Genomic DNA, 25,691 nt, shown 5'->3' on the forward strand with positions numbered 1-25,691 from the left:
CTCGGGGCTCTTTCAACTAGGAAATTGTCAGCGCTTCTTGGAGGTGCGTTCGCGCTTTTCGCGGACGCGGACCGAGATGCGGACCGGGGAGCCGTCGAAGTTGAACTCTTCGCGCAGGCGGCGTTCCAGGAAGCGGCGGTAGCCTGCCTCGAGGAAGCCGGTGGTGAACAGGACGAACGTCGGCGGGCGGGTCGATGCCTGGGTGGCGAACAGGATGCGGGGCAGGCGGCCGCCGCGCATCGGGGGTGGGGTGGCCGCGACGACTTCCTTGAGCCAGGTGTTCAGGCGGCCGGTGGAGATGCGCTTGTCCCACGACTCGAGCGCGGTTTCCATGGCGGGCACCAGCTTCTGCACCGCGCGGCCGGTGTGCGCGGAGATATTGACCCGCTGTGCCCACGGGACGCGGACCAGGTCGCGGTCGACCTCGCGGTCGAGTTGCAGGCGGCGGTCCTCGTCGACCAGGTCCCACTTGTTGAAGGCGAGCACGAGCGCGCGACCGGAGTCGGCGACCATGCTGATCACCCGCAGGTCCTGTTCGGTGATCGGCTCGGAGGCGTCGACCAGCATAATCGCGACCTCGGAGGCATCAAGAGCCGCCTTGGTGCGCAGCGAGGCGTAGAACTCGGTGCCGTTGGCGTGCGAAACCTTGCGACGCAGGCCCGCGGTGTCCACGAACTTCCAGATCTTGCCGCCGAGGTCGACCAGCGAGTCGACCGGGTCGACGGTGGTGCCCGCGACATCGTGCACGACCGAGCGCTCGTCGTCGGCCAGCTTGTTCAACAGGCTGGACTTGCCGACATTGGGCTTGCCGACCAGTGCGACGCGACGCGGACCGGCGCCGCCGGTGCCCTCGCGCGGGGTTTCCGGCAGCACGGCGAGCACGTCATCGAGCAGATCGCCGGTGCCACGACCGTGCGCGGCGCTGACCATCCTCGGCTCACCGAGACCCAGCGACCACAGTGCGGCGGCCTCGGATTCGACCTTCTGATCGTCGACCTTGTTGGCGACCAGGATGACCGGAATCTCGGAGCGGCGCAGCTTCTTCACCGCGGCCTCGTCGGTGGCGGTGGCGCCGACCACCGCGTCGACCACGAGCAGGATCGCGTCGGCGGTCTGCATGGCCACCTCGGCCTGGCGGGCCACCGACTGCTGCAGGCCCTTGGCGTCGGGCTCCCAGCCGCCGGTGTCCTGCACCAGGAAGCGGCGCCCGGACCAGTTGGCCTCGTAGGAGATTCGGTCACGGGTGACGCCGGGGATGTCCTCGACGACGGCCTCGCGGCGGCCGATGATGCGGTTCACCAGGGTCGACTTGCCGACATTCGGGCGGCCGACAACGGCCACCGTCGGCATCGCCAGAACTTCTTCGCCCGCGAACTCGCCATCGAGATCGGTGAGCTCCCAGTCGGTTTCGTCACTCCAGATGCCGTCGCCGGCCATTACGTCTTCAGTCACTGCGGACCTCCCGTCCTGGTCGCCGAAATCTGCTGCGCGACAACGCGATACAGCTCGTCGATGACCTCATCCATGTTCAGGTCGCTGGTGTCGACCAGCACGGCGTCGTCGGCCGGACGCAGTGGGGACACCTTGCGGGTGGAATCGAGATTGTCGCGCCGCTGCACATCGGCGAGCACGGCCTCGAAGTCGTCGCCGCGGCCTTCGGCGATGTTCTGCTGGTTGCGCCGGTGGGCGCGGGCCTCGGCCGAGGCGGTCAGATAGATCTTGGCGTCCGCGTCGGTCAGCACCACGGTGCCGATGTCACGGCCCTCGACCACGATTCGCTGTGCGGCCGTGGCGATTTCGCGTTGCAGCGCGACGAGCAGATCACGGACCTCGGACACCGCCGAAACCGCGGAGACCGCCTTGGTGACCGCGTCGCCGCGGATCTCCGACGACACATCCTCACCGTCGAGCTGGATCACCTCACGACTCGGATCGGTACCGATGGACAGCGGCAGCTCCTTGACGGCCGCACCGATGGCGGCGGCGTCGGTGAGCTCGACGCCTGCCCGCAGCACGCGCAGCGTCGCGACCCGGTACATCGCGCCGGTGTCCAGGTAGCGGGCGCCGAGCCGGGTGGCGAGGCGGCGCGAAACGCTGGACTTGCCGGTGCCGGACGGGCCGTCCATCGCGACGACGAGCGGACTGGTCCCCGACATCTGCCGGGGCGCCTCGACCGGAATCTCCACACCCATCACAACGACACCGCCTCGTAGAGTTTGCCGATTTCACCGCGACCGAGCACACGCAGCGTGCCGGGCCGTTGGTCGCCGAGCGCGACCGGACCGATATTGGTGCGCACCAGCCGGCTCACCGGATGGCCGACCGCGTCGAGCAGCCTGCGCACGATGTGCTTGCGCCCTTCGTGCAATACCAATTTCACGAGGGAACGTCCCTCGTTGATTTCGAGCACCTGGAAGCTGTCGACCTTGGCCGGGCCGTCCTCGAGCTCGATGCCGTCCTTGAGCTTCTTGCCGATCCCCTTGTGCACCTCGCCGTTCACCGTCGCCAGGTAGGTCTTGGAGACCTCGTAGGACGGGTGCATCAGCCGGTGCGCGAGGTCGCCGTCGTTGGTGAGCAGCAGCAGACCCTCGGTGTCGGCGTCGAGGCGGCCGACGTGGAACAACCGCTGGCCGGCCGCGATGCGCTCGGCGACGATGTCACCGACGCAGGGGCGGCCAAGATCGTCGGACATGGTGGACTGCCAGCCCTTCGGCTTGTTCAGCACGATGTGCACCAGCTCGGAACGCACCATCACCCGGGTGCCGTCGACCCGGACCACGGCGACTTCAGGGTCGATGCGCAGGCCCTGTTCGACCACGATGGCACCGTCGACCTCGACGCGACCCTGGGCGATCATCTCCTCGGCGGCGCGGCGCGAGGCCACCCCCGCCTTGGCGAGGACCTTCTGCAAGCGTTCGCCTTCGCCCCACGGCATTTTGGCGTGGCCCTCTGCGGCGACCGGTTCGACGTGCTGGCGCTTGGCGGGCTTGGCGTTGTTGAGCAGGGGTGCGGACTGGGTCTGCTTCTGCGGCTTGGGGTTCTTCTTCTTGCCGGTCGGTGCGGACTGGGTGGCACCGCGCTGCGGGAAGGCGCCGGTGCCGTGTCCGGTGGAGCCTTGTGCGGCACCACGGTAGGAGTTGCCGGTCTGGGCGTTGCCGTTCTGGCCCGAGTTGCCGTCGAAGCGGCCGCGGTAGGCGTTGCCGCCGGAGCCCGCCTCGCTGCGGTCGCGGTAGGCGTTGCCGCCCTGCGCGGAGCCGCTGTCGGTGCGGCCACGGTAGGCGTTGCCACCGGAGCCCGCCTCGCTGCGGTCGCGAGAGGTGTTGCCGCCCTGCGCACCGCGATAGGAGCTGCCTTGGGCGTTGCCGTCACGGGTGCCGCGATAGGAGCTGCTGCCTTGGGCGTTGTCATTGCGGGTGCCGCGATAACCGCCGCCCTGCGCGCCCTCGGAACGGCCGCGATACGCGTTGCCGCCCTGCGAAGAGCCGCCCTCGGAACGGCCCCGGTATCCGCTGCCACCCTCGGAACGGTCACGGTAAGAACCGCCGCCCTGCGCGGAGTTGCCGCGATAGCCGCCCTGCGCGTTGCCATCTCGCGTGCCGCGGTAGCCGCCCTGCGAGGCGCCCTCGCTACGGCCGCGATACGTGCTGCCGCCCTCGGAACGGTCGCGGTAGGAGCCTGGTGCGGAGCCGCGGTCGTTACGGCCGCGGGAGGTGTTGCCGCCATCGGAGCGGTCGCGATAGCCGCCGCCCTGCCCGGAGTCGCCGCGATATGCGTTGCCGCCCTGGGCGTTTCCACGGGAGGAGCTCGACGGCGCCGCGCCGCGGTAGCCGCCTTCGCCGCGGTCGGTCCCCCTTCGAGCAGCGCCTGCGCCTCTTACGGGCCGCTGCTGCTCGTCATTGCGTTTCCTGCGATCCGGTGTGCCATCTCGGCGAGCGGAAGTATTCATTTTGTCCTGTCAATCCTCGCTGCCAAGGTCCAAGTCGGCCTCGGCGGGTTTTTTCAGCCTGGTGTAACGGGGGTCCGTATCCAAGCTCTCGTTGATCTCATCGATCAGGTCGACGCCCGGGAGCAGGGGCGCCAGCGGCGGCAAATCGGTCAGCGACGCGAGTCCGATCCGTTCCAGGAACAGCTCGGTCGTGCAATACATCGTCCCGTTGGTTTCCGGGTCGACGCCTGCCTCGGCAAGCAGGCCCCTGGCCAGCAGCGTGCGCATCACCCCATCGACGTTCACGCCGCGCACCGCACTGACCCTGGTCCGAGTCACCGGCTGACGGTATGCCACCACCGCCAGAGTTTCCAACGCCGCCCGCGTCAGTTTGGTGCGGGCGCCATCGAGCAGCACCCTTTCAACATATGGCGCGTACTCGCTGCGAGTATAGAAGCGCCAGCCGTCCCCGACGAAACGCAGATCGATCCCACTGCCCCGCGCGGACAGTTCCGCACGCATCGCACGCAACACCTCGTCCACCCGCTCGGTGGTGTCGTCCAAGGCCGCCGCCAGCTGCTCTACCGGGGCCGGAGCATCGACAACAAGCAACATCGCCTCCAACGCCGACCGGAATTCGGCGTCCTCGAGATGCTCGGGGGTGAACTCCGCCACTGTGTCTTTGGCGACCGTGTCTTTTGCGACTGGTGTCGCGTCGTAGGCAGCGGGGTTCGCGTCGTCGGCCGCCGGAGTCGGGGTGCCGACAGCCGGGGTCGCTTCGTCGGCCGCCGGAGCCGGGATGTCACCAGCTGAAGTCGCGTTATCAGCGGCCGGAGTGGTGTCGCCGACCGCCGAAGTCGCACCATCAGCCGCCGATATCACGTCGTCAGCGGCCGAGGTCGCGGTGTCAGCAGCGCGGGTCGCGGAGGTCTTGGCCTCGGCAACCCAAGTCGCATCGTCTGCCACTGAAGTCGTGCCATCAGCGACGGACTCCTTCTTCGGTGCTGCGGCATCACTCGAGGCGACGCTCGCGGGTGCCGGGGCGGCTGAGTGGCCGACCGCGTCGGTGTTCTCGCGGACGGTTTCGGTCGCGTCGGCTTCGAGGTTCGTGGTGTCCGCGACCTCGGCGTCCACGGAGTCGTTCACCCGTAGTCCTCCTCGATAGTAAGGTCCTGCTCGGCGTCCGGGACGTCGTCGCCGATCCAGCTGACCGACAGTTGGCCGAGCGGGTCGGGCTGGTCGAACTCGATCGTTTTGCCGCGGTAGAGCTCGAGCAGGGCCAGGAAGCGGGCGACGATCTCGATCGGCTCTGCGCAGTCGTCGACCAGTTGGCTGAAGGTGGTCCAGCCACCCTTGCCTGCCAGTTTCAACCGTTCGAGCACGAGCGCGGCCTGCTCGGCAACCGAGATGCTGTGCGCGTGCAGGTGGTCGAGCCCGACCCTCGGCACCGGGCGCGGCCGGAAGGCGGCCGCGGCGATCGCGGCCAATTCGTGAGCGTCTACTCCCAGCGTAACCTCGGGCAGCAGGTCGGCGAAGCAGTCCTCCAGGCCGACCGCGCGCGGGTATCGTCGCAGCGCAACGGCCTCCAGTTCGCCGAACAGCTCGGCCACCTGTTTGAACGCGCGATATTGCAGCAAGCGCGCGAAGAGCAGATCGCGCGCCTCGAGCAGTTCGAGGTCCTCGGCGTCGGTCATCTCCCCAGACGGCAGCAGGCGCGCCGCCTTGAGGTCCAGCAAGGTGGCTGCGACGACCAAGAATTCGGTGGTCTGGTCCAGAATCTTGTCGGCACGCAGTTTCATCGTTGCGTCATCGGACAGCGCCGCGGTCAACGCCTTGGTGTAGGCGATGAATTCATCGGTGACCTGGTGCAACGCCACCTCGGTGACGTCGAGCTTGCGCGAACTGATCAACGTCAGCAGCAGATCGAACGGCCCCTGAAAGTTGCTCAGCCGCAGATGAAATCCGGACTTTTTCTCGTCCTCGGGCGCGGCGCCGTCGACGGCGGCACCGCCGCCGTCCGAGCGCGCAGCATCACCGGGCACGACCGCGTTGCCAGCGGTCACGACCGCTGCATCATCGGGCATGGCCGAGTTATCGGTGGTCACGACCGCTGCGTCACCGGACATGGCCGAGTTGCCTGCGGGCACGCCCACGGCATCACCGGGCACAATCGCGTTGCCAGCGGGCACGACCGCGTTGCCACCGGCCACAGCCAAGTTGTCGGCGGTCGCGGCGGCGTCATCACCGGACACGGCCGCGTCGTCGCCGAGCACTACCGCGTCGCCAGCGGACACGACCGCGGCATCATCGGGCACAGCAACGTTGCCAGCGGTCACTGCCGGAGCGTCGACTAACTCAGTCTCGTCCGCGCCGCTGGATTCGGCCGCGCTCTCAAAAGCTCCGGCCGGCGTGACCGCATCGTCTCGCACGACGGGTTCGTCGGCGACCGCCGCGTCGACGACATCGTCCGCAGCGGTCGGCTCCGCAGCGGAGTATGGCTCGTCGGGCATCTTGACATCATCGAGCACGGGGGTGGCGTGGGATGCGTTCAGGTCCGGGGGTGTGGCCGGTTCGTCCGGATCGTGGGCGCGCGCCGAGGCTCGCTCCAAGAGGTCGCCCAACGGATGGTCGTCGCCGGGCGCGACCCCTTGGCCGGTCGAATGGTTGGTAGCGGGTGGCGCGGCGTCGGTGCCGCCGATCACCGGCCCGACCGGTGGATGACTTCCCGCGCCATCGCCCGATATGCCTCGGCTCCACCGGATTTCGGTGCCCACGTGGTGATCGGCTCGCCCGCGACGCTGGCGTCCGGGAAGCGGACGGTGCGCGAGATCGCGGCGTCGTAGACCAGGTCGCCGAACACCTCGACGACTCGTGCCATCACCTGACGCGAATGCAATAGTCGGGCGTCGAACATGGTGACCACTATCCCGTACAGGCTCAGCCTGGGGTTCAGCCGGTCGCGCACCTTTTCCACGGTGTCGTTGAGCAGTGCGAGCCCGCGCAGCGAAAAGTACTCGCATTCCATCGGAATGATCACACCGTCCGAACAGGCCAACGCATTGACGGTGAGTAAACCGAGCGAGGGCTGGCAGTCGATGATGATGTAGTCGTACTTGTCCCGAATGGGATGCAGTGCGCGGCCGAGCGAATGTTCGCGGCCGACCTCGTTGACGAGCTGGATTTCCGCCGCCGACAGATCGATATTGCTGGGCAGCAGATCCATGTTCTCGACCCGGGTCGGCATCAGCACGTCGTCGATCGAACCCTTGGAACCGACCAGCAGGTCGTGCACGGTCAGATCGAGATCATGGTGGGCCACACCCAATCCCGCGGACAGCGCGCCCTGCGGGTCCAGGTCGACCAGCAGCACCTTGCGCCCGTATTCGGCCAGCGAGGCGCCGAGGTTGATGGTGGAGGTCGTCTTGCCGACGCCGCCCTTCTGGTTGCACATGGCGACGATGAGGGCATCGCCGTGCCGCTCGAGCGGTGGCGGGTCCGGCACGAGGCGCAGCGGGCGCCCGGTGGGCCCGAGTGCCGCGTCTTCCGGAACCGGTTCGGCCCCGGTGCCCCACAGGGTTTCGGCCGCGGCCTCCGAGTACGGACCGGTGCGCTGCCCCGTGCGCGGCTCCGCCCCAGCACCCATCGGCGGCTCTGCCGCTTCGGCTGATGTCACGATCCGCTGCTCCTTATACGTTCCTGCCCGTTGCCTCGCCGAGCGTAGCGAGGCCGATCAGGCCCGACCCTCGCTTTCGTACGGTCCGACTCCCGATAGACGCTACCGCTTACGAGGGTGCAAGTACCGCGACGCGCGCGGCGTGTTCGCAGCACCACGCCGTGCCGCGAACAGCACGACGCTACCGCGTATCGCTCAGCGCCACTCCGGGTCACCGTCGAAATGCACGTCGAAGCGGTCGTGCAACTCGTCCATGCTGTCCCGTTCCGCCTCCCCACGGGCGATCCGGCCGAGCTGCCGGAAATATTCGAAACGCACGATACCTGGTGTCAGCACAGCGAAGAACTCCGCGGGCCCGGCCGAGGACGCGCCGAAAGCGTGCACCGTCCCCGGCGGGACGACAACGAGTCCTCCCTTGCGCACCTGATCATCTGGTGGCGGCGTTGTCGAGAGTTCTTTGCACCCATGCTTCTTCCTTCACACCGAGGAAGACCTATCTGTCGCTGGGTCGCTGGCTGCTGTTGAGGGGTTTGATGCGGGGTCAGCGGGCGCGGGGGTGGGCGGTGGCCCAAACTTCGCGCAAGGTGTTGACGGTGACTAGCGTGTAGATCTGGGTGGTGGTCACCGAGGCGTGGCCCAGGAGTTCTTGGACCACGCGCACATCCGCGCCGCCGTCGAGCAGGTGTGTGGCGAAGGAGTGACGCAAGGTGTGCGGCGAGACGGTGGCGCCGATGCCCGCGCGTTCGGCGGCGGTTTGCAGCACCTGCCAGGCACTTTGCCGCGACAGCCGACCGCCACGCGCGTTGAGAAACAGCGCGCCCGCATTACCTTTTCCGCTCGCGGCGAGCTTGGGCCGCCCCCGCACCAGGTACGCATCGACCGAGGCCAACGCGGGCCTGCCGATCGGCACCATGCGCTGTTTGCCGCCCTTGCCGTGCAGCACAACGGCACGTTCGTCGGTGTCGATATCGTCGACGTCGAGGCCGACCATCTCGGAAATCCGTGCGCCCGTGGAGTAGAGCAGTTCCAGCAGCGCGCGGTCGCGCAGACCGCGTGGGCCGCCGTCGGTGCCGGGCGCAGCATCGGGATTGTGCACCGGACCGCCGCCCGCGGCCTCCAGCAACTTCAGCACTTGGTCGTAGGGCAGCGCCTTGGGCAGCCTGCGACCCGGCGCGGGCGGTTTCACCGCGTGCGCGACATCGGTGGTGGTCATCCCCTCGGCCGCGGCGAAACGGTGCAGCCCACGCACCGCGATGAGCGCGCGAGCGACCGAACTCGCGGCCAGCGGCGGGAATTCGGTGCCGCCCGCCCGCAACGCCATGGTGAACTCGGCGACGTCGGCCTCGGCGACCTGATCGAGCGCGGCGATACCGCGCCCGGTCAGGAAGTCGAGATACCGGCCGAGATCACGCCGGTAGGCGCCGAGGGTGTTGCGCGCGGCGCCGCGCTCGACCGCGAGATGGTCAAGGTAGGCGTCCAATTCCCGCGCGAGCACCCGCGGCCCCCGTCAGTCCGCGGACTTCGCGGCGGCCTTGCGGCGCAGGAACGCGGTGGGCTGCCCGGGCCATGGCGCGTCGGCGGGCCGTAGCTCGGTGTTGCCCGCACGGGCCGCGGCCAGCGCGAACACACCGGCCACGGCGGTCGCGTTGACGATCTCCCCGGCCAGTGCCGCGCGCACGGCCTCATCGACCGGCATCCGCACCACCTTCAGGTCGGCCTCCTCGAATTCCGGCTCCGGCCGGTCGGTTTCGTAGAGCCCGCGGGCGCAGTACACCCGCAGCGCCTCGTCGGTGAACCCCGGCGAGAGCGCCACGTCCACCAGCACGTGCCATTCGCGGGCGGCCAGCCCGGTCTCCTCGGCGAGCTCGCGCCGCGCGGCGACGAGCGGGTCCTCGCCGGGCAGGTCGAGCAGGCCGGCGGGCAGCTCGAGCAGCCGCCTGCCGATCGGATGCCGGTACTGATTGATCAGCACCACATTGTCGTCGTCATCGATCGCCGCGACGGCGACCGCGCCGTGATGCTCGATCACCTCACGCTCGGCGACCTTGCCGCCGGGCATCCGCACCTGATCGAGCCGCAACGCCAGGATGGCGCCGCTGTAGACGGTCTTGCTGGACACGGTCTCGAAATCGTGGCCGCCCGCTTCGGTGCCACCGTCCTGCGTCATCGCCTTACGCCTGGTCCGCCGCGCTCGCGAATTCCTCGTCCGGGATGTCGACCGGAAGGCGCTCGGCGAGCTTGTATTTTAGTGCCGCCGCGACGAGCGCCGCGAACAGCGGGTGCGGGCGGGTCGGGCGGCTCTTGAGCTCCGGGTGCGCCTGGGTGGCGACGAAGAACGGGTGCACGTCGGCGGGCAGTTCGACGAACTCGACCAGGTGCCCATCCGGCGAGGTACCGCTGAACCGCAGACCGCTCTTGGCGATCCGGTCGCGGTAGGCGTTGTTCACCTCGAAGCGGTGCCGGTGCCGCTCGGACACCTGCTCGCTGCCGTACGCCTGCGCGACCACCGAACCCTTCGCCAGGGTCGCGGGGTAGGCGCCGAGACGCATGGTGCCACCGAGGTCGGCCTCCCCCGCGACGGCCTGTTCCTGATCGGCCATCGTTGAGATGACGGGATGCGGTGTGTCCGGCTCGAATTCGGCCGAGTTGGCCTCGGCCAGACCGACCGAACGCGCCGCCTCGATGACCACGCACTGCAGTCCGAGGCACAGTCCGAGCAGCGGAATGCCGCGGGCGCGGGCGTAACTGATGGCGCCGACCTTGCCCTCGATGCCACGAATGCCGAAGCCACCGGGGATCAACACCGCGTCCACGTCACGCAGCGCGGCCTGCGCACCGGCCGGGGTCTCGCACTCGTCCGACGGCACCCAGCGGATGAGCACCTTGGCCCGCGAGGCGAACCCGCCCGCGCGCAACGCCTCGGTGACCGACAGGTAGGCGTCGGGCAGGTCGACGTACTTGCCGACCAGCGCGACCTCGACCGTCTCGCGCGGCGAGTGCACCCGGTCGAGCAGGTCGCCCCACACGGTCCAGTCCACGTCGCGGAACGGCAGCCCGAGCTTGCGCACCACGTAGGCGTCGAGGCCCTCGCGATGCAGCACCCGCGGGATGTCGTAGATCGACGGCGCGTCCGGGGTGGAGATGCAGGCGTCGACATCGACGTCACACATCAGCGCGATCTTGCTCTTGAGCGCCTGCGGCACTTCACGATCGCAGCGCAGGATCAGCGCGTCGGGCTGGATGCCGATACTGCGCAGCGTCGCCACTGAGTGCTGGGTCGGCTTGGTCTTGAGCTCGCCGGATGGGGCGAGGTAGGGCACCAGCGAGACGTGCAGGAAGAAGACGTTGTCGCGGCCGACATCGTGCCGGATCTGGCGAGCCGCCTCGAGAAACGGCTGCGACTCGATATCGCCGACGGTGCCGCCGATCTCGGTGATCACCACGTCGGGAGTCTGGTCGTGCGCGTCCGGCGCGCTCATGGCGAGCACCCGGTTCTTGATCTCGTCGGTGATGTGCGGGATCACCTGCACCGTGTCACCGAGATATTCGCCGCGGCGTTCCTTGGCGATGACTGTCGAATAGATTTGCCCGGTCGTGACATTCGCGTCCCGGGTCAGGTCCCTGTCGAGGAACCGCTCGTAGTGACCGACATCCAGATCGGTCTCGGCCCCGTCCTCCGTCACGAAAACCTCTCCATGCTGGAAGGGGTTCATGGTGCCGGGATCGACGTTCAAATACGGGTCGAGTTTCTGCATCGTGACGCGCAGTCCACGCGCCGTCAACAGCTGACCGAGGCTGGAGGCGGTAAGACCTTTACCCAATGAGGAGGCGACTCCACCGCTGACGAAGATGTGCTTCGTGGCCGTTCGCGCCTGATTCCGTGTATGACCCACGGGTCTTCACGGTAACACGGATCAGGCGTCCAGTTCTAACGGCGCGCTGAATATTTGCCCGCGCGGGCGCAGCACCTCAACGCGGCGCGGAGGCCAATGTGAGCGAGGTCGCCTTCTCGCCGGTGCCGTATCGGCCGGTGCCGCCGTTTAGTTGCTCGCTCAGGGCGAGCACGGTGGTGACGCGGCCGATTTCCCGGTCGAGGTTGTCGACGGTGCTGACGGAGGTGGCGAGTGGGCCGTCGGAGCGGACGATGGCCAGCGGGCCGGGGTTCTCGGCGGCGCCGGAGCGTCCGGCCAGCACGACGCCTGCGCCGCGACCGCGCAGGGCACCGGCGAAGCGCGCGATGTTCGCACCCTGGCTGTTGTCGCCGGACTTGGCGCCGTTGCCGGTGATCACGACCGCCGACTGGGCCGGGCGCACCGGGGTGTCGCCGTAGGCGAGGAAGCCGCCGCCGCGCAGGGTTTCCAGGACCAGGCCCAATTCCTGTGGGGTGCCACGGGTTTGCCCGTTGGCCGGATCGAGCAGCACGACCATGCCGAGTAGGTCGCCGGCCATGCTGCCTTGATCGACTGCGCCGGTGCGCAATTGGGCACCCGCGGGGATGACGTTGGTGACGGTGGTGCGCATCCGGTCGCCCTCGGTGGCGTCGACGAAGGCGTCGGTGAGCGAGATCCGGCCGGTGATGGTGGCACCCGAGGTTTCGAGGGACTTGGTCACGCCCTCGATGTCGGCGGGATCGGCGTCGGGGGTGGTGAACACCGCGACGGTGCGATTGGCCAGGGTGCCGCCGAGGATGCGGCCCGCGGCGCCCGCGATGAACCGGTCGGCCGAGTTCAGCTGATCGGTGAGACGGCGGTTCTGGTCGGAGACGGTGTCGACCTGTTGCCGCAGATCCGACTTGTCCGCGCGCAGACCCGACAGCAGATCCGCCGCCAGCGTCTGCGAGCCGAGCACCACGCCGATGGCGAGGGCCAGGAAGATCGCCACGATCGAGACGGCGTGCTGGCGTAACGAGATCATCGTTCTCCCTTGATCATTTGTCGCCCGCGCCGACCAAGCCCTGCGCCCACAGCGCGAACCGGTCCCAGGTGTCGGCGGCCCAAGCGATGGCGTCGGTGCCGGTGTTGGAGGCGAGCAGCACCACGATCACCGCGATCAGGGCGGCGAGCACCACCAGCGCGATGCCGATGCCCGACACCCGGTTTCGGTACAGCGTGGCGACGGCCTTGGCGTCCATCAGCTTGGTGCCGAGCTTGAGCCTGGTGAGGAAGGTCGCCGGATTGCTCTCGCGGCGGCTGCGGTCGAAGAAGTCGTCGAGCGTGGCGGCCGCGCCCGCGGTGACGATCAGCGACGCGCCGTGATGGTGCGCCAGCAGCAGCGCCAGGTCGGCGGGTGCACCGGAGGACGGGAAGGTGGTCGCGCCGATGCCGAGATCCTGGATGCGTTCCAGGCCCTTGGCGTGGCCGTCGGTGTCGGCGGGCAGGATCACCTCGGCACCGCATTTCAGGGTGGCGGAGGTGATCTCGTCCGGATCGCCGACGATGAGGTCGGGACGGTAACCCTGCTTCATCAGGGTGTCGGCGCCGCGGCCGACGCCGACCATGATCGGCACGTACTCCTTGATGAACGGCTTGAGCCGCTTCAGGTCCTCGGCGTGGTCAGGGCCGTCGGCGACCACCACCACGTGCCGATGTTTCATCGATAGTTCCAGCTCCGGTACGCCGATGCCGTCGATCAGCAGCGCGCTCTCGGTGCGGATGAACTCGATGGTGTTGCCCGCGAACGCCTCCAGATGATCGGCCAGCCCGTTGCGCGCCTCGATCATCCGTTCGGCGATATCGGAATCGGTGAGCTCGATGCCCTTGACCAGGACCTCGGGCTCCTTCTTGATCACCTTGTCGGCGTAGATGACGCCCTCGTCGATGCGGACCTTGACGCCGTCCTTGATCTTGCTGAACGCGTCCGAACTCACCGTGTCCAGCAGCAGGATGTTGTTCGCCACCAGCACTTCCGGGCCCAGATTGGGATAGCGGCCGGATATCGATGGCGAGGTGTTGATCACCGCGACCACCCCCGCCTCGACCAGCCGATCGGCGGTGAGCCGGTCCAGGTCCATCTCGTCGAGCACGACGACATCGCCTGGTCCGACGCGTTTCAACAGGCGCCGGGTGTTGCGATCCACTCGGGCTATCCCGGAGAGGCCGGGCAGCGTTTCGGTGTTCCTCGACAACAACGCCAGCATCTTCATGGCCTCGATGCTGCCCGCAAACCCTCAACCGTTGGTGGAGGCGCGCCGTTGGCCTACCACATACATCACTGTGACAACAGTGACACGACACACGACACGCGGAAGAACTCGTTGCAGCGTGTCAAACGTGGCGGACGTCACAAAAGGCTCGTTAATTCGCGCGCCTAACGAGCGGGACCGCTACCGTTTCGTTACCGTCGACCAGCCCGACGACATCTCGACGTGACGTGACAAAGGACGACTGCGTGATGTGCCTCGAAATAGCCAGGGAAACCGGGCTTTTGCGCCGAAGACCAGACATTTTTCCGATAACAGCAGCTTCTGGACAATGCCGACAAATGCGGTCGAGCCGATGAGCAGGCATCGGACTCTTGCTGCCGATCGGCGATTTGCGGCCGATCCGCGCAATTCAGACAGTGGTCAGCAAAGTTACAGCTACGTACCGGGTGCGGTCGATTCGTGGCCGTCGCCAGCGGAGCAGTGGTCGCCGGAGGAGCAGTGGTCGGTCGAGGATCAGTGGGCACCGGACGATCAGTGGGCGCGGCCCGCGGATCAGTGGCCGTCGGCGGTGGACCAACGCGGACTCTCGGGCGATCGGTGGCCGTCGGCGGATCCGCGGCAGCGATCAGGCAATTCGTGGCCGTCCGCCGACCAGCGGACACGGCCAGGTAATGCATGGCCATCCACGGATCAGCGGACACGGCCCCGTGATTCGCGGCCGCTCGCCGATCAGCAGCCGCTGTCGGACGACTTGTGGGCGTCCGAGGATCAGTGGGCGCAGTCGAGTAATGAATGGGACCGGTCGAGTGATGAGTGGGCGTGGTCGAGGGACGCCCAGCCGTCGGCAGATCCGCAGCCATCGCCGGTCGCTGACCTTCCCGTTCCCCCCAAGCGCCGCGGCGGCAGGCATCGCATGCCCGCACCGCCTGCCGCGCTGAAGGGCCGCGCCGCCATCATCGCGGTTGCCGCCGGTGCGCTCGTGGCCGCCGGCCAGAACATTTCGACCGGCGGCGACAAACCTCCAGTGGAAACCGTGGCCCCGATGGCGCTCGGCCAGCCGCAGGCACAGCTCACCGAACCTGCCGCCACCGAGCCCGGACTGCTCGACGAGGGCCCACTCGACCTAGGCCAATTCAGCGACATCCTGAGCAACGGCAGCAAGGTCGCCGACGAGATGTCGGCCGAGGCCGCCGCGAAACTGCGCCCGCTGTTCATGAAGTTCACCTCCGGCACCTTCACCTCCGGCTACGGAATGCGCTGGGGCGCACTGCATCCGGGCGTGGACATCGCCGCCCCCATCGGCACCCCGATCGTCGCGGTGGAGGACGGCACCGTCATCAGCTCGGGACCGGCCGCCGGGTTCGGCATGTGGGTGCGCTTGCTCGGCGACGACGGCACGATCACGGTGTACGGCCACATCAACACCTCGCTGGTCAACGTCGGTCAGCGGGTAATGGCGGGCGACCAGATCGCCACGGTCGGCAACCGCGGCGAAGCCACCGGACCGCACTGCCACTTCGAGGTCTGGCTCAACGGCACCAACCGCATCGACCCACTCCCCTGGCTCGCCACCCGCGGCATCAGCCTCGGTCCCGAGCGAGACTGACCAGCCCCGAGCAAGCCGTCCATACATCGGGCGAACTGTCTGTGACACCGGTTACATGGGCGCACGGCACTCCAAGGTAGTACCTATATGCTGCCCGTCACAGGTAACTCGAAGAGGAGACCCCCATGGCCAGCACGACCGTCGACGCCGTCATCGCCGCCCCGCGTGATGTGGTGTATCGGCTCTTCGCCGACCGCGAGAGCATCAGCCCGTACCTTCCGATCCAGGTCAAGCTGACCAAGCCGGGCCTGACCGAGCGCGAAGGGGTCGGCGCGCAGCACCTGCTCGGCGTCGGCCCGGTCGGCATCACCGAGGAGATCACCAAGCTGGTCCCCGGCGAGCGGATGGAATACAAGATCGTCAAGGGCGCCCCCGTAAAACGGCACGTCGGCGTGGTCACCTTCACCGACGCCGACAACGGCACCCTCGTCTCCTACACCATGGAGTCCGACCCCAGCCTCCCCGTGCCCGCCAAGGTCCTGGAGTTCGGCCTGAAGAACCTCATCACCCAGTTCATCAAGGCAGCCCAGAAGGCCGTGCGCTAGCTCGCGCACCAGCCGCACACCTTCTGATTCCCCGCACATCGACTTGCCGCGCTGACACGCGTGCGGATGTCAAAAGGTGTGCGGCAGTGGGCTAGACCGTCACGCCCGACTTCTCCGCCCGGCGAAGGCCCGGAATCCCTCCGCGTGCGCTCCGCCAGCGGCCCGCCCGCTGCATCAACAGCCGCACAACCTTCTGGCTCCCCGCACACCGACTTGCCGCGCTGACACGCGTGCGGATGTCAGAAGGCGTGCGGCAGTGGGCTAGACGGTGGCGCCGGACTTTTCGGCGCGGGCCAGGTCCAGGAGTTCTTCGGCGTGGGCTCGGCCGGTTTCGGTGTCGTCGAGGCCGGCCAGCATGCGGGCCAATTCGATGACGCGTTCGTCCTTGGTGAGGGCGTGGACGCCGCTGTTGACCTTGCCCTTGCCGTCGTCGGACTTGTCGACCACCAGGTGGGTGTCGGCGAAGGCCGCGACCTGGGGCAGGTGGGTTACCACGATGACCTGGTGGGTGCGGGCCAGGCGGGCAAGGCGACGGCCGATCTCGACCGCGGCACGGCCGCCGACACCGGCGTCGACCTCGTCGAACACCATGGTCGCGCCGTGATCGGAGCTGGCGAGCACGACCTCGAGTGCCAGCATCACCCGGGAGAGCTCACCGCCGGATGCGCTCTTGCTCAACGGAAGTGACTGCGCACCGGAGTGCGCGGACAACCGGAATTCCACCTCATCGATGCCGGCCGACCCGGCGTGCACGTCCTGTCCGTCGATGTTCAGCGGCGCGGAGTCCTGCGGCCCAGCGGGCATCGGCCGGACCTCGACCTCGAGCCGGGCCTTACCCATTGCCAGACCGCCCAATTCGGCGCTCACCGCCGACCCGAGCTTGCCCGCCGCCTTCTTACGCGCGGCACTCAATTTGCGCGCCGCCTCCCTGACCCGCTCGGCCGCGATATCCACCTCGGCCGCCAACGCCGCCAGGGTTTCCTCGGAGACATCGAGTGAGCCGAGCTTGGCCCGTGCGTCGTCGGCCCAGGCGATCACACCGTCGATGTCGGGCGCGTACTTGCGGGTCAGCGACTTCAGCTCGGCCTGCCTGGTGAGCAGCGAGTCGAGAGCGCCAGGGTCCGAAGGCAGATCGGACAGGTAACCGCTGAGTTCGGTGGTCAGATCCACCACCACCGCGATGGCCTCACCGAGCCGGGGACCGAGCGCGGTCAGCGCCGGATCGTCGGCCGACTCGATGCGGGCCAGCGCCGCACCGAGCAATTCCAGTGCGCCGGAACCCTCTTCGGGCGAGTCGACGGGACCGGCGAGCGCGTCGTGCGCGGTCGTCGCGCCCTCGCGCAGCGAATCGAGATCGCTGAGCCTGCGCACCTCGTCGACAATGCGCACGTCCTCGCCGGGTTCCGGTGCGATGGCGTCGATTTCGGTCAGCGAATGCTGCAGCCGGTCCGCCTCCTGCGCCAATTCCCTACTGCGCGCGGTCCGTTCGAGCAGCTCGGTGCGGGCATCCAGCCAAAAACGCCGCTGCACACCGTATTTGCGCAGCAGCGGTCCGACGGTGTCGGCGGCGAACTGGTCCAGCGCGGCCAGCTGCTGGTCGGGGCGTTGCAACCGCAGCTGGTCGTTCTGGCCGTGCACCGTCAGCAGCGGCGCGGTGAAATCGGCGAGCACCGCGGCAGGCACGCCGCGCCCACCCAGATGCGCACGGGACCGGCCGTCGCTGCCGACCGTGCGGATCGCGATGATGCTGCCGTCGTCATCCTGTTCGGCCGCAGCCGATTCCAGCACCTGCGTCACTTCCGCGCGGGCGGCGTCGTTCACGTCCTCGACGGTGAATCGGCCCTCCACCACCGCGCGGGCGGCCCCGAGCCGAACCCGGCCCGCATCGGCCCGCGCACCACTCAGCAGGTGCAGGCTGGTGACCACCATGGTCTTACCGGCACCGGTCTCGCCGGTGAGAACAGTGAGACCCTCGTGGAATTGCGCAGTGGCCGTGGATATAACGCCAAGGCCATCAATCCTGATCTCTGTCAGCACTGGTTCTCTCCGTTCGCCGCCGGCCACGCCAGCCTGTCACGGGCAATTGGAACTTGCGCACCATCCGGTCTGCGAACGGCGCGGAGTCGAGCCGCACCCACTGCACCGGTTGTGCGCCGCGGACCGCCTCCAGGCGACCGCCACGCGGCAGCTCGATGCTGCGCCTGCCATCCAGGAAAACTACTGCATCATGGCCTGTCGCCACGCATTCCACCGCGATCCGCGAGGCCGGGCTGGTCACCAGCGGGCGCGCGAACAGCGCGTGCGCATTGCTCGGAACCACCAGCAGCGCTTCGAGTTCCGGCCACACCACCGGGCCACCCGCGGAAAACGCGTACGCGGTGGAACCGGTGGGGGTGGAGATCAGGATACCGTCGCAGCCGAACGCCGACACCGGCCTGCCGTCCACCTCGAGCACCAACTCCAGCACGCCTGTCCGCGAACCGTTTTCGATGCTGCCCTCGTTGAGCGCCCAGCCGGTCCGCACCACCTCGTCGTCCACTCGGACGGTGAAGTCGATGGTCATCCGCTGCTCGATGCGATAGTCGCCGCGAACCACATGTGCCAGTGCGTCATCCAGGTTCTCCGCCTCGGCCTCGGTCAGAAAACCGACGCGGCCCAGGTTGATGCCCAACACCGGCACCCCGGCCGGGCGGGCGAGTTCAGCGGCGCGCAGGAAGGTGCCGTCGCCACCGAGCACCAGCACCATCTCGCAGCCGACCGCGGCATCCGGGCCGTGCTCGACCACCCGCACCGGATAACCGCCAGGCTCGGCCTCGAACCGGGTGTCAACGGCCTCGTCTGCCAGCACCCGCAGGCAGATGCCCGCGTCGGCGAAGATCTTCGCCACCCGATGGGCGGTCTCGATGATCTCCGCCCGGCCCGGATGCGACACCAGCAGGATCTCCCGGCCATCGCACCTGGTCGCGCTCACTGTGGACCCTCCTCGACCGCACGCTCGACGAGAGCAGCGACTCGCTCACCGTCGTCTTCCGGCTGCCCGTCCTTGCGCAGCCATACGAAGTATTCGACATTGCCCGAGGGGCCCGGCAACGGGCTCGCCACTACGGCCTCGGTGCGCAGGCCCAAAGTCGCGGCCGCGGTCGCGACATCGCGAACCGCCTCGGCGCGCAGCGCCGGGTCACGCACCACGCCACCGGTGCCGACCCGGTCCTTGCCGACCTCGAACTGGGGTTTCACCATCGGCAGCAGGTCACCACCCGGCGCGGTGCACGCGGCCAACGCGGGCAACACCAGGGCGAGTGAGATGAACGACAGATCGCCGACGACCAACTCGACTGTGCCGCCGATGGTTTCGGTAGTGAGGTTGCGCACGTTGGTGCGATCAACCACCCGCACCCGGTCGTCGTTCTGCAGCCGCCAGATCAGCTGGCCGTAGCCGACGTCCACCGCGATCACCTCGCTGGCCTCGCGGGAGAGCAGCACGTCGGTGAAGCCACCGGTCGACGCGCCCGCGTCGAGGCAGCGTTTGCCCGCGATGGTGAGTCCGGCGGGCTCGAACGCCGCCAGCGCGCCGAGCAGCTTGTGTGCGCCGCGCGAGGCCCAGGACACCTCATCGGGTTGCTCACGGACCAGCAGCGGTGTGCCTGCCTCAACAGCGGTCGCCGGTTTCACGGCGACCGTTCCAGCTATCAGGACGCGACCGGCGCCGATCAGCTCGACCGCGTGTTCCCGCGATCTCGCCAACCCGCGGCGAACCAGTTCGGCGTCCACGCGCGCGCGTCTGGCCACCTCAGATCTTGTCCACCGTGGCCAGTGCCTGCACGAGCACGTCGTGCGCCTGCTCGAGGATGCGGGCGCGGCGGGTGATATCCGTGCCGGATTCGGCGCCCTCGGCCGCGGTGGGCGAACCAGGCCAGCTGGTGCGCGTCGCGAGTTCGGTGAGCAGGCCGTCGATCTCGCTGCGGATGCGCTCCGGGTCGGCAGGCTCCGGGCGCCCTGGTCCGCCGGGCAGATGCTGGCCTGGCAGCGGGCCCCCGGGGCGGGGGCCGTTCGCGCCGGGCATACCGGGGCCGGCGGGGCGGGGCATGGGAGTAGTCATCGTGGCGTCAACGCTATCGGATTTCCGAACCGGACGCGCGCACCGTGACGGCTCGTCCCGGGTTGCGCCGCAACCGGTCGGCCAGGTCCGCGGCGAGGTCGCTCGGGTCGATGTCCGTTTCGGCGGGAATCGGCGGGTAGTTCAGTGCGTCCAGCGAGTCGGCGACATAGGTGGGAATAGACTCGGCGGACGCGTCTTTCAGCTCGTCGAGGGTGCTGACGCCGGTCAGCACCAGCAGCGATTCGAGGCCGACGGTGTTCGCGCCTTCGATGTCGGTGTCGAGGCGGTCGCCCACGACCAAGGCGCTGCGGGTTCCGGCGCGCACGAGGGCGTCTTCCAGCAGGGGCGCGTAGGGCTTTCCGGCGACGATCGGTTCGCGATCGGACGCGGTGCGCAACGCCGCGACCATCGAACCGTTGCCGGGGGCTAGGCCACGTTCGTTCGGCAAGGTCTTGTCGGTGTTGGCGGCGACCCACAGTGCGTCGGCGCGCAAGGCATAGGCCGCTTCGGCGAGGTCGGCCCAGCAGGTTTGCGGTGAATGTCCTTGTACGACAGCGGCGGGCGGAGTGTCGTCGAAGCGGCGGATCGGGTGCAGGCCCACTGCGGTCACCTCGGCGGCGAGGTCGTCGGTGCCGATGATCAGCACGGTCGCACCCGGCGCGAGTCGTTCGGCCAGCAGCCGTGCGGCCGCCTGCGCGCTCGTCACCACCTCATCGGTAGTGGCGCGAAAGCCCAGCTCCGCCAGGTGTGCGGCGACCGTCTCCGGTGCCCTGCTCGCGTTGTTCGTGACGTACATGAGCCGCTGCACGGCCCCGTCCTCGGCCAACGCCTGCGGCGCACCCTCGATCACCGCGTCGCCGCGATACAGGGTGCCGTCCAGATCCAGCAGCAAGGCTTCGTAGCGATCTCGTAGCCGTTCCACACCACTCTCCGTCTCACCGATCGGCCCCATGCCGAATCCCGCATCCGCCGCCCCGAGGCAGCTGCTCTCGGCCGGTCCGAGACATCCGAACACTACGCCAGCGCGCCGACAGGAAATCCATGCACTCGCGCGAGCCCACCCACCCCGCAGCGCAAAACACCCGGATTCACCAGAACCCAGGGTGGCCAACGACGACGAACGGGACATGACGGCGGCTCCTCTCGCGATTCGCCGCCATCATGTCCCGTTCGCCACGCTCTGTATGCGGTTGAGCGCGCCTTTATTTATGTCAACCGCCACAACTGATTTCGCTGGAACATGGGTAACTCGCCGGGTACCGGCTGACGCACCCGCCCCCGAAACCGGCGGCCGCCAACGTTGGTCTCTCCGCGCCTCGGTCTGGCCTGAAGACCCGGAGAGGCGGGCTAGCCTGGCTAGCCGGTGACGCAGTTGCCTTCGCCGTCGGCCCTACCGGCCTTCGGTGACATGATGCCGGGGACGGAGCAATCGGTGTCCTTCGGCATCGGGACGAACTGGACTACGTCTTCGCCGGGCTTGTGGCAGGTGGCCTTGGCGGAGACGCCGCCGGGCAGGTTGATGCTTTCGGTGTATTCGAAGCCCGCGTCCGCGCACGCCTTCTTGGCCAGCTCCCAGTAGTTGGCCGGCTCCGCGTTGGCCGAAACGGCGCCCAGCGCGGTCAACGCCGCGGCGGCCAAGCCGACGAATACAGTCGCCCGAACACTACTCATCGTGAAATCTCCTTGAATCAGACAGTCCCGTGACGTATCGCTGACCCCACCGCGTCAGCGGGCCCACCGACGGAAGTCGGCACACCCGTGGCAATTTCGCGCCACGAGAACACTACGTTGTCGACACCAGGCTAGTTGCGCATTCCGCCGAAGAGTTCAACGGGCACAACGAATCCCGCTGAGTGGGCGAGTCAGCCTAGAAACTGGACGGCACGCTTCGGTCGTGATCCCGACTGCTGGTGGCCCTGAAAACCAGTGGAACAGCGCCGCTGCCCGCGATTACCGTGCTGACCAACCGAATCGTCTAGTCGAGGACATTCCGCTGTACATCGTGTGAGACCACCCCAGCACTGAAGCGCCGCGCATATCCGCCGCGCTCCCTTGTGCTGCCCACCTCTCACTGAAACCGGTGTACTTCTATGCTCGAAAACTGGGTGGTCGTGCCCACCTGCCTGCCGCTCGTTCGCCGCCGTTGTCACGCCTGCTCGTCCGAGCGTTTCCGGGCCAGCGGCAACTTTCGCGTCAACGCCAACCACAAGCTCATCGACGCTTGGCTCCTCGCGCTCTGTACCGGCTGCGGGGACACTACGAAGCTGACGGTGCTGGATCGGCGGAATGTCCGCTCCATCCGACCTGAACTGCTGGACCGGCTGCATGACAACGACTCTGGCCTGACAGCAGAGCTGCTCCAGGATCCGGTCGTGCAGCGCCGTAACCGCGTCAACCTCGATTGGGACAACGCTTGGCGCCTCGATACCGGGCGCTCGGATCGCCTGGACCGCGAGGCGATCGACGTCTCGGTCCGCTTCGCGGCGCGGATCCCGATCCGGCCGGTGCGACTGATCGCCGAGGGTTTCGGTCTGTCGCGGGCCGAGGTCGAGAGACTGATCGACGAGGGAAAACTCGTTTCGGGAGTCCGCCTGTGCGGCAAGCTCTCCGGCGATTTCACCTTCACATTGAAGCGCTGAGTCACGAGCCGGGCTGAAGCTCTAGGCCGTCGCTCGGTGGGGCGCCGTCGGTGGAGGCGTTCTTCCTCGGCGCGTTCTTCCGCGCGGAAGTCCGCCTGTGCGGCAAGCTCTCGGCGGTTTCATCTGCACGCTCGAACGCTGAGCGATACTCAGGCCTGTCCGGCAAAATCTGCTGGACAGGCCCTGAGTCACGAGCCGGGCTAAAGTTCTAGGCCGTCGCCCGGTTGGGCGCCACCGGCGGACGCGTTCTTCCTCGGCGCGTTCTTCCGCACGGAAGTCCGCCTGTGCGGCAAGCTCTCGGCGATTTCACCTGCACGCTCAAGCGCTGAGCGATACTCAGCCGGGCTAAAGTTCCAGGTCGTCGCCCGGTTGGGCGCCGCCGGTGAGTTCCTCGGCGCGTTCTTCCGCGTCGGTTTCGCCGTCGAGGTCCGCCGAGGCCGCGTTGAGGAACCAGGTCAGGCCCTCGTCGGTGCGGCCGGCGGCGACCAGCGCGTCGGCGTAGGCGTAGAAGAGCCGGGCGGCGGCGGAGCCGGTCCGGGCCGGATCCAGCTCGGAGGTTTGCAGGGTCACGACCGCTTGGTCGTATTCGCCAAGGTCCATCCGAGCGCCAGCGACCACAATGCGCAGCTCTGTGGCCTCGTCGCCGCTGAGTGCGCGAGCCTCGTCGCTGCGGCCCAGTTCGATGGCGCGTTCGGGGCGGCCGAGGCCGCGTTCGCAGTCGGCCATCACGGCGAGTAGGCCCGAGCCACCGGACATCCGGCGAGCCGTGCGCAGCTCGGACAGCGCTTCGGCCCATTCGCCCGCGTGGTAGGCGGTGACGCCCGCGGTTTCGCGGACTACGGCGATCCGGCCCGCGCGTTGCCGTGCGGCACGAGCGTGCGCGAGGGCCAGGCGCGGGTCGTCCTCGATCAGCTTGGCTGCCATCACCAGATGGCGGGCCACCGCTTCCGCGTTGGACTTGTCCAGGCTCAACAGGTCGCGGCGGACAGCCGGTTCCAAGTCTGCCGGCTGCACGTCATCGGGAAGATCGGGCTCTTCAGGACGCGGCGGACGCCGGTCCTGCGACCGATCGCCACCCGCACCGCTGCGGGCGCCTTCGCCACCACGACGCCGATCGTCAGGTCCGTTACCCCGAGAATCGTTGCCACGATCGAAGCCGCCACGGCCGCCGGAATCGCCACCACGCTTGAACCCGCCACGATCGCTGGAGCCACCGCTGCGATTGAAACCACCACGATCGCCCGAATCGCTACTGCGGTTATACCCGCCGCGATCACCAGCGCCGCTGTCACGACTGGAGCCGCCGCGATCACCGGAGTCGCGCTGGCCACCCGAATCGCCGCCACGGTTGAAACCACCGCGATCGCCCGAGCCACCGCTGCGATGGAAACCACCACGACTGCCCGAATCACTGCCGCGGTTGTATCCGCCGCGTTCGCCCGAACTCCCGCTGCGATCACCGGAACCGCCGGTGCGGTTGAAACCACCGCGATCACCTGAGGCACTGTCACGGTTGGAGCCGCTGCGTTCGTTGGAGCCGCTGCGATTGAAACCACCGGCGCCGCTGGAACTTCCACGATCAGAATCGCCGCCGCGCCTGAAGCCGCCGCGGTCCTCCGCCGCACTGTCCCGGTTAGAGCTGCCGCGATCGTTGGAGTCGCCGCCACGATTGAACCCACCACGACTGCCCGAATCGCCACCGCGATTGAACCCGCCGCGATCGCTCGAGCCACCGCTGTGATTGAAACCACCACGATCGCCAGAGCCACCGCTGCGATTGAAACCACCACGGTCGCCCGAGCCACTGCCGCGGTTGAAACCGCCACGGTCACTGGAACTTCCACGGCTGGAGTCACCGCGTCCGGTCGAGTCACCGCCGCGGTTGAATCCACCGCGGTCACCCGCGCCGCTGTCACGACTGGAGCCGCCGCGCTCATTCGAGCCGCCACTGCGGTCGAAACCGCCACGACTGCCCGAATCTCCGCTGCGATTGAAACCGCCTCGGTCGCCGGAGCCACTACCGCGGTTGTATCCGCCGCGCTCACCCGAGCCGCTGCGGTTATCCGAGCCGCTACCGCGATCGGAGCCGGCGTCGTCACGGCGGTTGTACCCGCCGGAATCACCACGATTGTTGAAGCCGCCGCGCGAGCTCGAGTCGCCGCCGCGGTTGAAGCCGCCGCGCTCGCCGGAGCCGGAACGGTCGCCGGAATTGCCGCGCTGGGCTGAGTCGCCGCGCTGGCCGAATTCGCTGCGTCCGCCGGAATCGGCACGGCGGTCTGATCCGCTGGAGTTGCTACTTCGTTTGAATCCCCCGCGCTGGCCGCTGTCGCGGTCGGGGCGGTTCCTGGCGTCGCCGTCGGCCCCACCGCTGCCCTGAGCTGGGCGGTCGGATCCCTCGCCGCGCGGGGAGGACTTCCGGTCGTCATTCTGTTCCGACACGGTGATCCCTTTCTGAGGTCCGCAAGAGTGGTCGGGGCCCCACAAATTCAATCACGTGTCTTGGTGGGGGCCTGACACGGCGCGTCATGCGAGCGACCTGCAAGCAGTCGCAAGCTGACCTTTGCGAGCGACCTGCAAGCAGTCGCAAGCGGTGTCGCTTCTACACAACAAGGTGCTGAAACGACGATAGGGGACCCAGAATCTGGGTCCCCTATCGTGAAGGATGTTCCGGCGGTGTCCTACTCTCCCACACCCTGTCGAGTGCAGTACCATCGGCGCTGGCAGGCTTAGCTTCCGGGTTCGGAATGGGACCGGGCGTTTCCCTGCCGCTATGGCCGCCGTAACTCTATGAAACTGTCACACTCCGTGTCCCAGGTTCACCAGAAGGAGTTAATTCAGGGGCCTGCGGCCCCTGAAACCCCACCAGTGGATGAGAACCTCAGGGAATGAACCCTGAAATCCCACCATCCGGAGGGTTCAAAGGCGTGAGCCTCTGAAACTCTCACTCCGAACCCGTGAACACGGATCGTGTGTTGTTTCAGATACTGCACAGTGGACGCGTAGCTTCTTTGTTGGTAAGTCCTCGGCCGATTAGTACCAGTCACCTACACCCGTTACCGGGC

General features: G+C 67.9%; 20 protein-coding genes, 1 rRNA gene and 2 pseudogenes. 3 read left to right on the plus strand and 20 right to left on the minus strand.

Annotated elements, in window-relative coordinates; genetic code table 11:
- Positions 1-27 precede the first annotated feature (27 nt).
- The 12 genes and pseudogenes from der to steA form a co-directional block, all read right to left on the minus strand.
- Positions 28-1,437: a ribosome biogenesis GTPase Der gene (gene der, locus ACIA8C_RS34625; protein ID WP_397142157.1), complete on the minus strand. Its 1,410-nt coding sequence runs from the start codon at positions 1,435-1,437 to the stop codon at positions 28-30.
- A gap of 11 nt (positions 1,438-1,448) precedes the next feature.
- Positions 1,449-2,192, minus strand: a complete 744-nt coding sequence (gene cmk, locus ACIA8C_RS34630) for a (d)CMP kinase (RefSeq protein ID WP_397142109.1) — start codon at positions 2,190-2,192, stop codon at positions 1,449-1,451.
- A pseudogene (locus ACIA8C_RS34635) lies at positions 2,192-3,052 on the minus strand (pseudouridine synthase); the annotation flags it as partial. The gene cmk and the pseudogene ACIA8C_RS34635, both read right to left, overlap by 1 nt.
- A 903-nt stretch (positions 3,053-3,955) precedes the next feature.
- Complete coding sequence (gene scpB / locus ACIA8C_RS34640) at positions 3,956-4,600, minus strand: SMC-Scp complex subunit ScpB (RefSeq protein WP_397142159.1); 645 nt, start codon at positions 4,598-4,600, stop codon at positions 3,956-3,958.
- A 467-nt stretch (positions 4,601-5,067) separates the two neighbouring features.
- A complete protein-coding gene (locus ACIA8C_RS34645) occupies positions 5,068-6,009 on the minus strand; it encodes a segregation and condensation protein A (RefSeq protein ID WP_397142160.1) in 942 nt (313 codons plus the stop codon).
- A 614-nt stretch (positions 6,010-6,623) separates the two neighbouring features.
- A complete protein-coding gene (locus tag ACIA8C_RS34650) occupies positions 6,624-7,568 on the minus strand; it encodes a ParA family protein (protein WP_379292109.1) in 945 nt (314 codons plus the stop codon).
- A gap of 225 nt (positions 7,569-7,793) precedes the next feature.
- On the minus strand, positions 7,794-8,021 hold the full coding sequence (locus ACIA8C_RS34655; RefSeq protein WP_397142111.1) for a hypothetical protein: 228 nt from the start codon (positions 8,019-8,021) through the stop codon (positions 7,794-7,796).
- 118 nt (positions 8,022-8,139) lie between these two features.
- A complete protein-coding gene (xerD, locus tag ACIA8C_RS34660) occupies positions 8,140-9,093 on the minus strand; it encodes a site-specific tyrosine recombinase XerD (protein WP_397142113.1) in 954 nt (317 codons plus the stop codon).
- A 12-nt stretch (positions 9,094-9,105) separates the two neighbouring features.
- Complete coding sequence (locus tag ACIA8C_RS34665) at positions 9,106-9,765, minus strand: NUDIX domain-containing protein (RefSeq protein ID WP_397142115.1); 660 nt, start codon at positions 9,763-9,765, stop codon at positions 9,106-9,108.
- 4 nt (positions 9,766-9,769) lie between these two features.
- The gene (locus ACIA8C_RS34670) at positions 9,770-11,491 is read right to left on the minus strand and encodes a CTP synthase (RefSeq protein WP_397142117.1); all 1,722 of its coding nucleotides are present in this window, start codon (positions 11,489-11,491) and stop codon (positions 9,770-9,772) included.
- 76 nt (positions 11,492-11,567) lie between these two features.
- Positions 11,568-12,512: a copper transporter gene (locus tag ACIA8C_RS34675; protein WP_397142119.1), complete on the minus strand. Its 945-nt coding sequence runs from the start codon at positions 12,510-12,512 to the stop codon at positions 11,568-11,570.
- 13 nt (positions 12,513-12,525) lie between these two features.
- On the minus strand, positions 12,526-13,740 hold the full coding sequence (steA, locus tag ACIA8C_RS34680) for a putative cytokinetic ring protein SteA (RefSeq protein ID WP_397142121.1): 1,215 nt from the start codon (positions 13,738-13,740) through the stop codon (positions 12,526-12,528).
- 751 nt (positions 13,741-14,491) lie between these two features.
- Here steA and ACIA8C_RS34685 point away from each other — a divergent pair.
- Positions 14,492-15,346, plus strand: coding sequence for a M23 family metallopeptidase (locus tag ACIA8C_RS34685; RefSeq protein WP_397142162.1), 855 nt, complete (start codon positions 14,492-14,494; stop codon positions 15,344-15,346).
- Between the two features lie 125 nt (positions 15,347-15,471).
- Entirely contained in the window at positions 15,472-15,891 is a 420-nt protein-coding gene (locus ACIA8C_RS34690; protein ID WP_397142123.1) for an SRPBCC family protein, read from the plus strand.
- A gap of 261 nt (positions 15,892-16,152) precedes the next feature.
- Here the strand turns inward: ACIA8C_RS34690 and recN are convergent, their stop codons facing one another.
- The 6 genes from recN to ACIA8C_RS34720 form a co-directional block, all read right to left on the minus strand.
- Complete coding sequence (gene recN, locus ACIA8C_RS34695; protein WP_397142125.1) at positions 16,153-17,928, minus strand: DNA repair protein RecN; 1,776 nt, start codon at positions 17,926-17,928, stop codon at positions 16,153-16,155.
- The gene (locus tag ACIA8C_RS34700; protein WP_397142127.1) at positions 17,906-18,862 is read right to left on the minus strand and encodes an NAD kinase; all 957 of its coding nucleotides are present in this window, start codon (positions 18,860-18,862) and stop codon (positions 17,906-17,908) included. The genes recN and ACIA8C_RS34700 overlap by 23 nt, the downstream gene beginning before the upstream one ends.
- Positions 18,859-19,680 (minus strand): TlyA family RNA methyltransferase, encoded by an 822-nt coding sequence (locus ACIA8C_RS34705; protein ID WP_397142129.1) that lies wholly within the window; start codon positions 19,678-19,680, stop codon positions 18,859-18,861. The genes ACIA8C_RS34700 and ACIA8C_RS34705 overlap by 4 nt, the downstream gene beginning before the upstream one ends.
- 1 nt (position 19,681) lies before the next feature.
- Positions 19,682-19,990 carry a hypothetical protein gene (locus ACIA8C_RS34710; RefSeq protein ID WP_397142131.1) on the minus strand — a complete coding sequence of 103 codons (309 nt, stop codon included), beginning with the start codon at positions 19,988-19,990 and terminating at the stop codon, positions 19,682-19,684.
- Between the two features lie 13 nt (positions 19,991-20,003).
- Positions 20,004-20,912 carry an HAD-IIA family hydrolase gene (locus ACIA8C_RS34715; protein ID WP_397142133.1) on the minus strand — a complete coding sequence of 303 codons (909 nt, stop codon included), beginning with the start codon at positions 20,910-20,912 and terminating at the stop codon, positions 20,004-20,006.
- A 434-nt stretch (positions 20,913-21,346) separates the two neighbouring features.
- The gene (locus ACIA8C_RS34720) at positions 21,347-21,661 is read right to left on the minus strand and encodes a hypothetical protein (RefSeq protein WP_397142135.1); all 315 of its coding nucleotides are present in this window, start codon (positions 21,659-21,661) and stop codon (positions 21,347-21,349) included.
- 419 nt (positions 21,662-22,080) lie between these two features.
- On the opposite strand from ACIA8C_RS34720, the gene ACIA8C_RS34725 reads away from it, so the two are divergent.
- Entirely contained in the window at positions 22,081-22,629 is a 549-nt protein-coding gene (locus tag ACIA8C_RS34725) for a DUF1062 domain-containing protein (protein WP_397142137.1), read from the plus strand.
- 345 nt (positions 22,630-22,974) lie between these two features.
- Here the strand turns inward: ACIA8C_RS34725 and ACIA8C_RS34730 are convergent.
- Both ACIA8C_RS34730 and rrf read right to left on the minus strand, forming a co-directional pair.
- Positions 22,975-23,955: pseudogene (locus tag ACIA8C_RS34730) on the minus strand (hypothetical protein); the annotation flags it as partial.
- A 1,339-nt stretch (positions 23,956-25,294) separates the two neighbouring features.
- Positions 25,295-25,411: ribosomal RNA gene (gene rrf / locus ACIA8C_RS34735) — 5S ribosomal RNA — on the minus strand.
- Positions 25,412-25,691 lie beyond the last annotated feature (280 nt).

Source organism: Nocardia sp. NPDC051321, from assembly GCF_044455225.1.
Taxonomy (GTDB): Bacteria; Actinomycetota; Actinomycetes; order Mycobacteriales; family Mycobacteriaceae; genus Nocardia.

What these genes read in the sequence shown, in the direction of transcription:
- der (WP_397142157.1), bottom strand. Translation starts at nt 1,437, where the DNA reads ATGGCCGGCGACGGCATCTGGAGTGACGAAACCGACTGGGAGCTCACC.
- cmk (WP_397142109.1), bottom strand. Translation starts at nt 2,192, where the DNA reads ATGGGTGTGGAGATTCCGGTCGAGGCGCCCCGGCAGATGTCGGGGACC.
- ACIA8C_RS34645 (WP_397142160.1), bottom strand. Translation starts at nt 6,009, where the DNA reads ATGCCCGATGATGCAGCGGTCGTGACCGCTGGCAACGCGGTCGTGCCC.
- ACIA8C_RS34650 (WP_379292109.1), bottom strand. Translation starts at nt 7,568, where the DNA reads ATGGGTGCTGGGGCGGAGCCGCGCACGGGGCAGCGCACCGGTCCGTAC.
- ACIA8C_RS34665 (WP_397142115.1), bottom strand. Translation starts at nt 9,765, where the DNA reads ATGACGCAGGACGGTGGCACCGAAGCGGGCGGCCACGATTTCGAGACC.
- ACIA8C_RS34675 (WP_397142119.1), bottom strand. Translation starts at nt 12,512, where the DNA reads ATGATCTCGTTACGCCAGCACGCCGTCTCGATCGTGGCGATCTTCCTG.
- steA (WP_397142121.1), bottom strand. Translation starts at nt 13,740, where the DNA reads ATGAAGATGCTGGCGTTGTTGTCGAGGAACACCGAAACGCTGCCCGGC.
- ACIA8C_RS34690 (WP_397142123.1), top strand. Translation starts at nt 15,472, where the DNA reads ATGGCCAGCACGACCGTCGACGCCGTCATCGCCGCCCCGCGTGATGTG.
- ACIA8C_RS34710 (WP_397142131.1), bottom strand. Translation starts at nt 19,990, where the DNA reads ATGACTACTCCCATGCCCCGCCCCGCCGGCCCCGGTATGCCCGGCGCG.
- ACIA8C_RS34720 (WP_397142135.1), bottom strand. Translation starts at nt 21,661, where the DNA reads ATGAGTAGTGTTCGGGCGACTGTATTCGTCGGCTTGGCCGCCGCGGCG.
- ACIA8C_RS34725 (WP_397142137.1), top strand. Translation starts at nt 22,081, where the DNA reads ATGCTCGAAAACTGGGTGGTCGTGCCCACCTGCCTGCCGCTCGTTCGC.